11 protein-coding genes are annotated in these 12,633 nt (G+C 47.8%); 8 read left to right on the forward strand and 3 right to left on the reverse strand.

Annotated features, from left to right (window positions below; translation table 11 throughout):
• Positions 1-151 precede the first annotated feature (151 nt).
• The 7 genes from prlC (at position 152) to HCJ96_RS09700 (ending at position 7,475) form a co-directional block, all read left to right on the forward strand.
• Positions 152-2,194, forward strand: a complete 2,043-nt coding sequence (prlC, locus tag HCJ96_RS09670) for an oligopeptidase A (RefSeq protein WP_169210852.1) — start codon at positions 152-154, stop codon at positions 2,192-2,194.
• Positions 2,187-2,879 (forward strand): DNA-3-methyladenine glycosylase I, encoded by a 693-nt coding sequence (locus HCJ96_RS09675; RefSeq protein ID WP_169210853.1) that lies wholly within the window; start codon positions 2,187-2,189, stop codon positions 2,877-2,879. The genes prlC and HCJ96_RS09675 overlap by 8 nt, the downstream gene beginning before the upstream one ends.
• A gap of 142 nt (positions 2,880-3,021) precedes the next feature.
• Positions 3,022-3,810 carry a bifunctional demethylmenaquinone methyltransferase/2-methoxy-6-polyprenyl-1,4-benzoquinol methylase UbiE gene (ubiE, locus tag HCJ96_RS09680; RefSeq protein WP_169210854.1) on the forward strand — a complete coding sequence of 263 codons (789 nt, stop codon included), beginning with the start codon at positions 3,022-3,024 and terminating at the stop codon, positions 3,808-3,810.
• Positions 3,811-4,446 (forward strand): ubiquinone biosynthesis accessory factor UbiJ, encoded by a 636-nt coding sequence (locus HCJ96_RS09685; RefSeq protein WP_169210855.1) that lies wholly within the window; start codon positions 3,811-3,813, stop codon positions 4,444-4,446. It abuts the gene before it with no gap.
• 6 nt (positions 4,447-4,452) lie between these two features.
• Positions 4,453-6,093 (forward strand): ubiquinone biosynthesis regulatory protein kinase UbiB, encoded by a 1,641-nt coding sequence (ubiB, locus tag HCJ96_RS09690; RefSeq protein ID WP_169210856.1) that lies wholly within the window; start codon positions 4,453-4,455, stop codon positions 6,091-6,093.
• Between the two features lie 291 nt (positions 6,094-6,384).
• Entirely contained in the window at positions 6,385-6,594 is a 210-nt protein-coding gene (gene cspE / locus HCJ96_RS09695; protein ID WP_169210857.1) for a transcription antiterminator/RNA stability regulator CspE, read from the forward strand.
• A gap of 230 nt (positions 6,595-6,824) precedes the next feature.
• Entirely contained in the window at positions 6,825-7,475 is a 651-nt protein-coding gene (locus HCJ96_RS09700) for a hypothetical protein (RefSeq protein ID WP_169210858.1), read from the forward strand.
• A gap of 30 nt (positions 7,476-7,505) precedes the next feature.
• Here the strand turns inward: HCJ96_RS09700 and cysK are convergent, their stop codons facing one another.
• Positions 7,506-8,483, reverse strand: coding sequence for a cysteine synthase A (cysK, locus tag HCJ96_RS09705; protein ID WP_169210859.1), 978 nt, complete (start codon positions 8,481-8,483; stop codon positions 7,506-7,508).
• Positions 8,484-8,600: 117 nt separating this feature from the next.
• Between cysK and HCJ96_RS09710 the strand changes: the two genes are divergently transcribed.
• Entirely contained in the window at positions 8,601-9,074 is a 474-nt protein-coding gene (locus HCJ96_RS09710; protein WP_169210860.1) for an Lrp/AsnC family transcriptional regulator, read from the forward strand.
• A gap of 94 nt (positions 9,075-9,168) precedes the next feature.
• Here HCJ96_RS09710 and fadA read toward each other — a convergent pair whose 3' ends face one another.
• A complete protein-coding gene (gene fadA, locus HCJ96_RS09715; protein ID WP_169210861.1) occupies positions 9,169-10,332 on the reverse strand; it encodes an acetyl-CoA C-acyltransferase FadA in 1,164 nt (387 codons plus the stop codon).
• A gap of 16 nt (positions 10,333-10,348) precedes the next feature.
• Positions 10,349-12,499 (reverse strand): fatty acid oxidation complex subunit alpha FadB, encoded by a 2,151-nt coding sequence (gene fadB / locus HCJ96_RS09720; protein ID WP_169210862.1) that lies wholly within the window; start codon positions 12,497-12,499, stop codon positions 10,349-10,351.
• Positions 12,500-12,633 lie beyond the last annotated feature (134 nt).

The following is a 12,633-nucleotide window of genomic DNA, read 5'->3' on the forward strand; positions in this document are numbered from 1 at the left end:
TACGCCTGATTGGTTATTCCGACATCCTACAGGGTTGTTACGCTGTTGCCAAAGTCTGCAGATCAGAGAATTAAATTACATTCATAGTGTTGTTTTTGTTTTCAACTACCCTTACATCAGTATGCAAATCAATATAACGAATGAGTGAAAGATGACTGTTTCAGCACTTGAGAAGGTGGATGGTTTACCTTTGTTTTCGCAGATCAAAACCGATGACATCAAACCCGCCGTAGCGCGCGCCATCGCAAATTGTAAAAAAGTGATTGAAGAGGTAGTCGCGTCGAAGGAGTACACCTTTGCTAACGTGGTGACCTACATCGACGAGGCGGATGACACGCTCAGTAAGGTCTGGTCACCGGTCAGTCACATGAATTCAGTGGTCAGTTCGGACGACCTACGACAAGCCCATGATGCCTGTCTGCCATTATTGTCGGAATACTCCACTTGGGTGGGTCAGCATGAAGGCTTGTATCAGGCGTACTGTGCACTCAGAGACAGTGACGAGTTTGTCAGCCTTGATGAACAAAGCCAGAAACACATCAACAACACCATTCGAGACTTTACCTTATCCGGCGTGGCCTTGCCTGCCGAGAAGAAAACCCGCTTTGCCGAAATTCAGGCCCGTTTAAGCGAACTGGCGTCAACGTTTAGCAACAACGTGATGGACGCCACCATGGGCTGGACCAAACACGTTACGGATAAAGATGAGCTTAGCGGGCTGCCCGATTCGGCGTTGGATGCGGCGGCAGAAGCGGCCAAGGAAAAGGATCTTGCAGGCTGGTTGTTTACCCTGGACATTCCCTCCTACTTACCCGTGATGCTATACGCCGATAACCAGGCCTTGCGCGAGGAAATGTACGTAGCCTATGCCACACGTGCATCAGAACAAGGGCCGAACGCCGGCAAATGGGATAATTCAGAGGTAATCCAGGAAACCCTAAAGTTGCGCACTGAGCTGGCCCGACTATTGGATTTTGACACCTTTGCGGAACGTTCGCTGGCCACCAAAATGGCCTCATCGACTGATCAGGTTCTAGAATTTTTACATGATTTGGCCGCACGTTCGCTGCCGCAAGCCAAGAAAGAGCTGGAAGAAGTCAGACAGTTTGCCAAAGATGAACACGGCATCGATAAGCTTAACGCCTGGGATATCCCGTATTACAGCGAAAAGCTCAAACAGCAGCGCTACACTATTTCAGATGAAATGCTGCGTCCTTATTTTCCTGAAGAAAAAGTGCTCGGAGGCTTGTTCGAGGTGGTCAAGCGCCTCTACGGTATCACTATCAAAGAACAAAAAGGGGTCGATACCTGGCATAAAGACGTGCGTTATTTCACCCTGACCGATGAAGATGATGTGCATCGCGGCAGTTTCTTTCTGGATCTCTACGCCAGAGCGAAAAAGCGCGGCGGCGCATGGATGGACGAATGTCGGGTACGCCGCACAAAACCTGACGGTGAATTACAGCAGCCGGTGGCGTTTCTCACCTGTAACTTTAATCGTCCCGTGGGCAATAAACCAGCTTTGTTCACCCATGACGAAGTGGTCACACTTTTCCATGAGTTCGGTCATGGCATTCATCATATGTCGACTAAAATGTCCGTGGCTGGCGTGTCGGGGATTAACGGAGTGCCGTGGGATGCGGTGGAATTACCCAGTCAGTTTTTAGAAAACTGGTGTTGGGAAAAAGAAGCACTGAACTTTATTTCCGGTCATTGGGAAACCGGCGAACCGCTGCCTGAAGACTTGCTTGAGCGTATGTTGGCGGCGCGAGATTTTCAGTCAGCCATGTTGATGGTGCGTCAACTTGAATTCAGTCTATTTGATTTCATTCTGCATAGTCAGGATGGTGCCAGTGTTGATGTGCAAAAAATACTGGACGAGGTAAGAGACGAAGTGGCAGTAAATATTCCACCCAGCTTCAACCGTTTCCAGCATAGCTTTGGTCATATTTTTGCGGGTGGTTATGCCGCAGGCTATTACAGTTACAAATGGGCCGAGGTGCTGTCAGCAGATGCCTATAGCAAGTTCGAAGAAGAAGGTATTTTCAATCGCACTACCGGCCGGTCGTTCTTACACAATATTCTTGAAATGGGCGGCAGTCGTGAACCGATGGACCTGTTCGTCGCTTTCAGAGGGCGTGAGCCCAAAGTCGATGCCTTGTTAAAACATAACGGTATTGTAAGTAATGCCTGAGTCGTTTTCGGCAATCTATCAACGCGCCTGTGAACGCAAAGGCTCTGAACAGGCGCTGGAGGCAAACTTGGGCAATCCGTTCCCTAAAACCGCCATTGCTGATATCAGTGACGATCGGTTTTTGGCGGAAATGACTAAAAAGGTGTTCCAGTCTGGTTTTGTGTGGCGGGTCGTCGAGCAGAAGTGGTCAGATTTTGAAGAGGTGTTTTTCGATTTTGATATTGAAAAAGTGCTATTGATGCCTGACGAAATGTTCGAACAAAAGGCGGCAGATAAACGCATCATCAGGAATTACAAAAAAGTGATGACCGTGCGCGACAACGCGTTGATGATAAAAGATATTAGTCATCAGCATGGTAGTTTTGCCGCCTTTGTGAACCAGTTCGGTGCAGGCAATATTACTCAGCTGTGGCGAAAGCTCAAGCGGCACGGTGCCAGGTTGGGCGGCAATACCGGGCCTTACATGCTGCGTACAGTGGGAGTGGATACCTTTTTACTGTCCAGGGATGTGGAAGATTACCTGCGCAAACACGATATTATCAGTGGCGGTAGCTATTCCAACCGCAGTTTAGAAGCCATGGATGAAGCCTTTTTGTTCTGGCACGAACAGAGTAATCGGCCCCTACAACAGATCAGTCGTGTGCTGGCGATGAGCTGGGGAACAAATCAGGCGATCGAAGTATAACAGTGCAACCACACAAACGAGTTAAAACGTAATTTGTGATATCAGGTGCCAAGTTACGTGCGAAAGTTGGCAAATAACTGTCTTCATTAGAATGAATTGGTTACACTTCACTGAAATTGCAAACTCAGTTTGACAGGCGAGTATGAGCGACCATCAATCAGTAGATAAAACGCTTCCTGCGCAAGGGCAGCAAACAACCACCGATTTCGGCTATAAACAGGTAGATAAATCTTCCAAAGCGTCGATGGTGGCAGGGGTATTTGATTCCGTTGCGGCCAAATATGATGTAATGAATGATGTGATGTCGATGGGTGTGCATCGTTTGTGGAAACGCTATACGGTTGACTGTGCGGCAGTGCGAAAAGGCCAGCATGTGCTGGATCTGGCTGGTGGCACTGGCGATCTGGCGGCAAAGTTCTCGCGCCGGGTAGGGCCCACAGGCTCAGTAACCCTGGCCGACATCAACCTGTCGATGCTTAAGGTAGGTCGCGACAAACTGCGCGATCAGGGGTTGATACAGAATCTCGAATACGTGCAGGCTGATGCCGAAGCGCTGCCTTTTGCCGACAATACGTTTGATTTGGTTACTATGGCATTTGGTTTGCGTAATGTGACTGAAAAGCAAAATGCGCTCAATTCAATTTTCCGCGTACTAAAGCCGGGCGGTCGCCTGTTGGTACTTGAGTTTTCTAAGCCTACCCTTGAGCCTGTCAGCAAAATTTACGATTGGTACTCGTTTCACGTGCTGCCTAAAATGGGCGAGCTGGTTGCCAATGACAGCGAAAGCTACCAATATTTAGCTGAAAGTATCCGCATGCACCCAGATCAGGAGACTCTCAAAGAGATGTTCGAAAAAGCGGGTTTTGAAAATTGTGATTATCAGAACTTGACCAGTGGTATTGTTGCATTGCACCGCGGGTACAAATTTTAAATGCCTGCCATGGCTCTTCTCAGTGGCGCAATTGAAACCCTGATTAATCAGGTATTGTCGTTCGATCCTGACAGCCAGCAGCGGCTGGAAAAACTGAATCATGCGTGCCTGAGTGTGTTTATAGAGGGTGTTCCCAATGGGATCACGCTGCACTTTGCTGATAAAGTCGAAGTGAGCATTGAAAACGATGCGTTTGAAGCGTTGGAGCAAAATCTTGCAGCGCAGCATTGTTGCATTAAAACCCAACTGGCGGTGCTGCCAGAACTCAAAGAAACCAGTCAGCTGACGCGGCTTATCCAACAGAAAAAATTGTATCTGGAAGGCGATATCAATGTTGCCCAGCAAGCGAGCGCGCTATTTAAAGAATTAGACATTGACTGGGAAGAGCAACTGGCGAAATACACCGGCGATGTGTTCGCTCATCAGGCATTTTCCACCGCTCATCGCTTGTTTGACTCGTTGACTGAATTTGCCACTAAAGGACAACGGATAGCGGCAAATGCGGTAGTGGAAGAAAAAGAACTCGCTGCACACAAACTGGCGGTTCTGCATTTTTGTGACGAGGTCAGCGATTTACGTAACGATGTAGAACGCTTTGAAGTGCGTTTGGCGCAATTAGAGTCACACATATCTTAAAGAATTATGCGAATAGTCAGACTTTACCAAATTAATAAAGTGCTTCTGCAACATGGCCTGGACGAGTTGATTCCTGGTCGGTGGCAGCCCTGGTATGCCCGTGTGATGCGTAAATGTATCTTCTGGATCCGTAACAAACACAAACACGAACCAGCAGGCGTGCGGATCACGCTGGCTCTGCAGTCGCTGGGCCCGGTGTTTGTTAAGTTCGGGCAAATGCTGAGTACGCGACGAGACCTGCTACCACCGGATATCGCCAATGAGCTGGCGATGTTGCAAGATAAGGTGAAGCCCTTTTCCAGCGACACAGCGCAACAGATAATTAAGACCTCGCTCAAGCTGAACGCCCTGTCGGAGCTATTCGCGGAGTTCGATGAAACCCCATTGGCGTCAGCGTCAATTGCGCAAGTGCACGCGGCAAAATTACGCAACAGCCATGAAGACGTAGTGGTCAAAGTACTTCGACCTGATATACGTAACACTATTTTTGCTGATATGAAGTTGTTGTTCACGCTGGCTCAGGTGTTGCAAAAATGGCTGCCCGATGGGCGTCGTTTGCGACCTGTCGAAGTGGTCAGAGAATACGAAAAAACGGTAATAGATGAATTGGATCTGCTAAGTGAAGCTTCCAATGGCCTGCAGCTAAAGCGGAATTTCGAAGATTCTGACGCACTCTACGTTCCTCACATATACAGCGATTTGTGCCGCACCAACGTGCTGGTGATGGAGCGCATTTACGGCATTCCTATTTCCAACATTGATGCTCTACTGGCGCAAAAAACCAATCTGAAAAGGCTGGCAGAAACGGGCGTAGAGGTGTTTTTTACCCAGGTGTTCAGAGACAGTTTCTTTCATGCTGATATGCACCCGGGCAATATTTTCGTTTCCACCGAAAACCCCCAGGAACCCAAATACATTGCCATTGATTTTGGCATCGTGGGCACACTGAACGAAGAAGATAAGCGCTACCTGGCAGAAAACTTTATCGCCTTTTTTAATCGGGATTACCGCAAAGTGGCCACTTTGCATGTTGATTCGGGGTGGGTGCCGGGTGACACTAACATCGACGCATTCGAAGTGGCGATACGTACCGTCTGTGAGCCTATATTTCAAAAGCCGTTGGCAGAAATCTCATTCGGTCAGGTGCTGCTGCAACTCTTCAATGTGGCAAGGCGCTTCAACATGGTAGTGCAGCCGCAACTGGTGTTGCTACAGAAAACCTTGCTCTATATCGAAGGGCTGGGCCGTCAGCTTTATCCCCAGCTGGATTTATGGCAAACCGCTAAACCATTCTTGGAAAAATGGATGAAAGAACAAATTGGCTTCGGTGCCATGATGAGCAAGGTCAAAGCGAACCTGCCCTATTGGTCAGAGAAGTTTCCTGAAATTCCAGATTTGCTTCACGATGGCTTAATTCAACTAAAACGTCTGCCGTTGCAGCAGCAAAACATCCAGGCGCATATTGTCGCAGAGCACCGTAAAACCAATACCGTTATTGGTTTCAGCGCTTCGGCTGCCAGTTTTACAATATTGGCAGGCGTGTTGCCGATGTACGCCGGTTCGTGGATTTTTTCTGCCGTTGCAGGAGGAGTGGCTGTGGCGTGCTGGTTCAAAGTTTGGCGAGCCAGTCGGCTGCAGGTGGTTTGACCATCCGTTGCGTATAACCTATTGCTTATACAACAAAAACTAAAATGAATTTTTTGTGATATTTTGTATTTTTCATCTATAAATATGTACCAATTTTCTCAGGCAGTGTTATAGTGAAGTGGTCTTTAAATAGACGTGATTATTGAAGCTCTGCCTTGATGTAAAACCACTCAAGTTACCTAGTGATTTGTTGTTAGTTGTTTACCGCAATAAAGTAAGACCCAAATAACCGTTTATTGAAGGCAGTTGGTGCGCGTGTGCGCAAATTTTTGCAAGATATTTGAGGTCTTTATGTCTAAAGTAACAGGCACAGTTAAGTGGTTTAACGCTGACAAAGGGTATGGTTTTTTAACGCAGGATAGCGGTGACAAGGACGTGTTCGTTCACTTCCGTGCTATCGTTTCTGAAGGTTATAAAACGTTGAACGAAGGTCAACGCGTAGAATTTGAAGTAGAGAACGGTCAAAAAGGTTTGCAAGCAGCAAACGTGAACGCGCTTTAATTCTATAGGGCAGTGGTATTTTTACCGCTGCTTTTTTTATTCCGTCGAACTCATTTTCAGTCTTTTTCTTCCAAATATCTCCGCTTAAGTAATATTCACTTGCTAATGCAGTATGCCTTCGTATGATGGTAGATATTGGTTGCGCTTTGTCTGAATTTTTCTGATATTTTCAGGTCATAGCGTAGTTAGTACTACATGGATGTGTATTTTCGTTTCAGGAGACGTTTTGCATGACTCATAAGTGGTTGTCTGCACTGGTTCTATTCGTTTGGTTGTGTACTTTTTCTGTGTCTGCGCAGGAAAAACCCATTGCCGAACTTTTTGGTAAGCCTGTGTTCGAATCGGCGTTAATGCCCGACAGCAAAACCTTAAGTCAGATTGCCAGAATGAATTCCGCCAGCAAAGAATTGGCGTTAATTCAGTATCAGCACAGTAAGTTCGCCGAAACACTAATTGAAGAAGTGTTGGAAGACTTTGCTCAGCGCCAAAGTATCAACACTGATAAAGAATTAAAGCGCGCTTTTATTGAGCAATTTGAGCAGCAGATCCTTAAAGAAGCTGATGACGCCGAAAGTGCAGCGAGTAAACAGAAAATAAACGAGATTGCTGAAACACAGGTCAGACACTGGCAAATCAATAAAGCGTTGTATGAAAAATTTGGCGGTGCGGTAATTTTCAAACAGAATAACCCGCAATTTCCGGTGGGGGCTTACGAAATATTGCTTAAAAATTACCAACAGACAGGTAAATTAAAAATTTTTGACGACCGTTATCGCGCCGTGTTCTGGGAAGCACTTGAACCTCCCTATTCATTCGAAATTGAACCTGCCAATATAAACTTCGCCTCGCCCTGGTGGCTGGAGACCAAGGTCGCGCCTTGATCTCGCCGGGGCCGACGCGACAGTCAGGCACTAGTCATCACGGAAAAGTGGGGTAGAAAAGTACCGTTCAGCGCCGTCTGCCAGTATCACCACTATGGTTTTTGTCGCATACTCAGTTTGCTTTATCAGTTGCGCCGCCGCATGCAAGGTAGCGCCAGAAGAAATGCCAACGGCCAACCCTTCCAAACGGGCAATCTTTTGCGCTGCAGCGATGGCATCTTCGTCGCTAACAGTAACAATCTGACTGATCAATGTGGTATCAAGAATATCTGGTACATGTCCCGAACTTAACCCCTGGATATTATGCACGCCAGCCCGGCCGGCACTTAAGATAGGGCAACTAGCTGGTTCAACAGCGACAATTTTGACGGATGGCTTGTACGTCTTCAATTTTCTTGCGACCCCGGTTAATGTGCCACCGGTCCCGACTCCGCACACCAACACATCCACGCTACCGGCACTGTCCTTCCAGATTTCCTGTGCAGTGGATTCGCTATGCGCCTGGTGGTTGGTGCTATTGCCAAATTGGTCAAGGCTCACCGCATGTGGGTTGGCGGCTACCATTTCTTTAGCTTTATCTATTGCACCTTTGGTTCCCTGTGCTTTTGGTGTGGTCACCACATTGCCACCAAAATGTTTAATCAGTTTCTGGCGTTCAATTGACATATGCTCAGGGATCACAATGGTAATGGGGATGTTGTAAATGGCACATAGCCAGGCGCAGGCGACCCCATTATTACCTGATGAGGCTTCGATAATTTCGGTTTTGTCACAAAAGTACGACGACGCCATCAGGTTCTTAATCATTGCCATCGCAGGGCGGTCTTTAATTGAGCCTGCCGGATTGAAAAACTCAACTTTGGCCAACAAATCCGCCTGGGTATCAAGTTGCTTTTGCAGTTTGCTCAAGCGCACTAGCGGCGTCTTGCCAATGGTTTCTGTGATGTCGTTAAAAATACGGCCGTTTTCTTCTGTGCTACTAAACGTGGCTGGTGCGAAATCAAACATGGTTTATTCCCGAAATTGCTTTGTATTGATCATCGCACCAGTGGAATAGCATATGTTGCTAAAAATCTACGAGCATTTACAATGAAATAAATTATTTATCTATTTAAATGTTTTAAAATGAAAAATATTACCCTTGATAGGATTGATAAAGAAATATTGTCGTTCATTCAGGATGATGCCGAACGCTCTGTGGCTGATATCGCTGAGGCAGTCGGTCTTTCCCAAACCCCTTGCTGGCGTCGTATTCAACGCTTACAGGCTGCTGATTACATTAAGAAAAGGGTGGGTCTACTGAATGCGCAGAAACTCGGGCTGTCAATGACGGTTTTTGTGCAGGTTAAAGCGGCCCGACACGATGGGCAGTGGCTGGATAAATTTGCCCAACACGCCTCAGGATTCGAAGAGGTGGTGGAGTTCTATCGCATGTCCGGTGAATATGACTATCTGCTGAAAGTGCTGGTAGCTGACATGGTCAGCTTTGATCACTTCTACAAGCGACTGGTGAATGGCATAGATCTAAACGATGTGACGTCGAGCTTTGCAATGGAACAAATCAAATATGCCACCGCGATACCCTTGAATCATCTTTGAAGACCCAGCATGTTGGGGGTTAATACCGAAAAGAATAACTGGAATAAAACAGCGCATAAAAAAGGAGCCAATATGGCTCCTTTTTTCTAAACGGTTAAACCCGCTCAAAAATGGTCGCGATACCCTGACCCAGACCAATACACATGGTGGCTAGACCCACTGACTTGTCGTTTGACTCCATCAGATTAAGCAGGGTAGTGCTGATACGCGCACCAGAACATCCGAGCGGATGGCCTAATGCGATGGCACCGCCATTCAGGTTAACGTGGTCGTCGTACTTTTCCAGCCAGCCTAATTGCTTGATGCAGGATAGGGCCTGCGCCGCAAAGGCTTCGTTAAATTCGGCAATCTCAATATCGTCCATGGTCATGCCAGCGCGCTTGAGGGCTTTCTGTGTAGCTGGCACCGGGCCATAACCCATCACAGCAGCATCACAACCGGCAACACCCATTGCACGAATGCGCGCGCGTGGAGTAAGGCCTAACGCTTTGGCTTTGTCCGCTGACATCAGCAACATGGCCGATGCACCATCAGAAATTGCTGACGAGGTGCCTGCCGTAACTGTCCCGTTAACCGGATCGAAGACCGGGCGCAGTGAGGCCATGGTTTCTACCGTGCTGTCAGGTCGAATCACTTCGTCACTGGTAATCAACTTGAGTACGCCATCAGCGTCATGACCTTCGGTGGCGACAATCTCATTATCCCAGCGGCCATCCAAATGCGCCTGGTGGGCACGTTGATGTGAGCGAGCGCCAAATTCGTCCTGCATCTCACGGCTGATCCCGTTCTGCCGTCCGAGCAATTCCGCAGTCATCCCCATATTGCCAGACGCTTTTGCGGTGTGTTTCGCCAGCGCGGGATGGAAGTCCACGTTAAATGTCATCGGCACATGGCCCATATGCTCAACACCACCAATCATGAAAATATCACCGTTGCCGGTCATAATACCTTTAGCGGCATCGTGCAGCGCCTGCATGGACGAGCCACACAAGCGGTTAATAGTCACTGCGCTGGTGGTACGGGGAATATCGGTTAATAACTGGGCATTACGGGCAATATTGAAGCCCTGTTCTTTGGTTTGCTGAACACAGCCCCAGATAATATCTTCAATCTCAGCCGGGTCTAAGCCAGGGTTTCTGGCCAGCAACTGCGTCATCAAATGAGCCGATAACGACTCTGCTCTTACATTGCGAAATACGCCACCTTTGGAGCGACCCATAGGGGTACGTATGCAATCAATCACTACTACGTCTTTCATTGTCATTCTCCCAGGCTTATGCGAAGTACGATTTGCCGTTGGCCGCCATTTCGCGGACACCGTCAGTTACTTGGTAGATTGGACCCAATTCGGCATATTTGTCTGCCATTTCAACGAACTTGTCTAGTCCAATGGTTTCAATCCAACGGAAAATACCGCCACGGAATGGAGGGAAGCCTAAACCATATAGCAATGCCATATCGGCTTCGGCAGCACTATCAACAATGCCTTCTTCTAAACAGCGGATCGCTTCGTTAGCCATCGGTACCATTAGGCGTGCAATGATTTCGTCTTTACTGAAATCACGTTTTTCACCTACATGATCGGCCATTAGCGTATAGGCTTCTTCAGCAGCTAATTTGGTAGGCTTGCCACGATTGTCAGTACCGTAATTATAAAACCCTTTCTGGTTCTTTTGACCCAGACGTTCAGCACGATACTGCAAAGCAACCGGATCGTTGTCAATTTTTTGCATGCGTTCTGGAATACCTTCGGCCATGACACCCGCCGCATGGTCAGCGGTATCAATGCCTACCACATCGAGCAGATAGGCAGGGCCCATCGGCCAGCCAAAGTCTTTTTCCATCACTTTATCTACGGCGACAAAGTCAGCCCCATCAAGCATTAATTTGCTGAAGCCAGCAAAATACGGGAACAGTACCCGGTTAACCAGGAAGCCAGGACAGTCGTTGACCACGATGGGGGTTTTGCCCATTTTCATGGTGGTGGCAACAACCGCATTGATGGTGTCTTCCGAGGTATCTTTACCGCGAATGATTTCAACCAACGGCATTCTGTGCACAGGATTAAAAAAGTGCATGCCGCAAAAACGCTCAGGTTTCCTAAGACTCTCGGCTAGCTGGTTGATAGAAATGGTTGAGGTATTTGAGCAGATAATGGCGTCGTCACTCACCGCTTGCTCGGTTTCTTTTAACACCGACGCTTTCACTTTGGCATTTTCCACTACCGCTTCAATCACCATGTCCGCGTCTTTAATCGCAGAATAGTCCAGGGTAGGGGTAATAGCATTAAGTGTGGCGGCCATTTTCTTCGGCGTCACTTTGCCTTTTTCCATGCCTTTGTTGAGAATTTTGGCTGCTTCTGACAAGCCCAAATCCAACGCGCCCTGATTGATGTCTTTCATCACCACAGGAATGCCCTTGGCAGCGCTTTGATAGGCAATACCGCCGCCCATGATACCGGCACCCAGTACGGCATTCATTTTCACTTCCTGTTTAGCCGCTTTGGCGCGTTTTTTACCTTTGCTTTTAACCAGCTGGTCGGCCAGGAAAATACCAATCTGAGCCTGCGCGGCATCAGTTTTAGCCAGTTTAACAAAGCCTTCGTTTTCCAGTTTTAATGCACCCGCACGATCTTGCGTGGACGCATTTTTCACCGTCTCAACCATCATATGTGGAGCTGGATAATGTTTACCCGCCTGCGCTGCAACCATGGCCTGCGCGGTAGAAAAACTCATGGTGGCTTCATTTTTATTTAGCTTGAGCGCGGATGTTTTGGCGTTACGGCGTGTCTGCCAGTCAATTTTACCGTCAGCAGCATCTTTTAACATCGCCATGGCAGCATCGCGTAATTTTTCAGGCGCGACCACAGCATCAATTGCACCTTCATCCAAGGCCTTTTGACCGTCGCGATCTTTACCAGTGGTCATCCACTCCAGCGCGTTGTCAGAACCAATAATCCGCGGCAGACGCACGGTGCCGCCGAAGCCAGGCATCAAGCCCAGTTTAACTTCGGGTAAGCCGATGCGCGCGCTCGTATCAGCAACACGTAAATCACACGCCAGTGTCATTTCACAACCTCCGCCCAAAGCGAAACCATTGATGGCGGCAATTGAAGGGAAGGGCAGGTCTTCAAAGTGGTCGAATACCTGTGATGTTTTGCCTACCCAGGCGAGGATTTCTTCATCACTTTTGCTGAATAACTCGGTAAATTCGGTAATGTCGGCACCAACGATAAACACCGGTTTGGCACTGCGCACCAGTACCCCTTTGATACCGCCATGCGAGGCCATTTTGGCGGCTGCGTCATCCAGCTCCTGAACGGTTTGGCGATCGAATTTATTCACAGAACCTTCTGCATCGAAGACTAATTCTGCAAAACCGTCGTCTGTAACAGAAACCGACAGACTCTTGCCTTCATATATCATTATCATCTCCTTTGGCCTGAGCCAGGATGTATACTCAATTTAACCAACTGATTAAATTGTGGGTTATAGGGTGGCTAGATTTTTGACAATACCACAGAAAATTTCAATCAAAAATTCAAACAAGCGTTTTATTT

It is taken from the genome of Alteromonas ponticola, assembly GCF_012911815.1.
GTDB lineage: Bacteria > Pseudomonadota > Gammaproteobacteria > Enterobacterales > Alteromonadaceae > Alteromonas > Alteromonas ponticola.

Coding starts and splice junctions, on each gene's coding strand:
- cysK (WP_169210859.1), bottom strand. CDS start 8,483: ATGTTTGATTTCGCACCAGCCACGTTTAGTAGCACAGAAGAAAACGGC.
- prlC (WP_169210852.1), top strand. CDS start 152: ATGACTGTTTCAGCACTTGAGAAGGTGGATGGTTTACCTTTGTTTTCG.
- fadA (WP_169210861.1), bottom strand. CDS start 10,332: ATGAAAGACGTAGTAGTGATTGATTGCATACGTACCCCTATGGGTCGC.
- HCJ96_RS09700 (WP_169210858.1), top strand. CDS start 6,825: ATGACTCATAAGTGGTTGTCTGCACTGGTTCTATTCGTTTGGTTGTGT.
- HCJ96_RS09710 (WP_169210860.1), top strand. CDS start 8,601: ATGAAAAATATTACCCTTGATAGGATTGATAAAGAAATATTGTCGTTC.
- HCJ96_RS09675 (WP_169210853.1), top strand. CDS start 2,187: ATGCCTGAGTCGTTTTCGGCAATCTATCAACGCGCCTGTGAACGCAAA.
- ubiE (WP_169210854.1), top strand. CDS start 3,022: ATGAGCGACCATCAATCAGTAGATAAAACGCTTCCTGCGCAAGGGCAG.
- ubiB (WP_169210856.1), top strand. CDS start 4,453: ATGCGAATAGTCAGACTTTACCAAATTAATAAAGTGCTTCTGCAACAT.
- fadB (WP_169210862.1), bottom strand. CDS start 12,499: ATGATATATGAAGGCAAGAGTCTGTCGGTTTCTGTTACAGACGACGGT.
- cspE (WP_169210857.1), top strand. CDS start 6,385: ATGTCTAAAGTAACAGGCACAGTTAAGTGGTTTAACGCTGACAAAGGG.
- HCJ96_RS09685 (WP_169210855.1), top strand. CDS start 3,811: ATGCCTGCCATGGCTCTTCTCAGTGGCGCAATTGAAACCCTGATTAAT.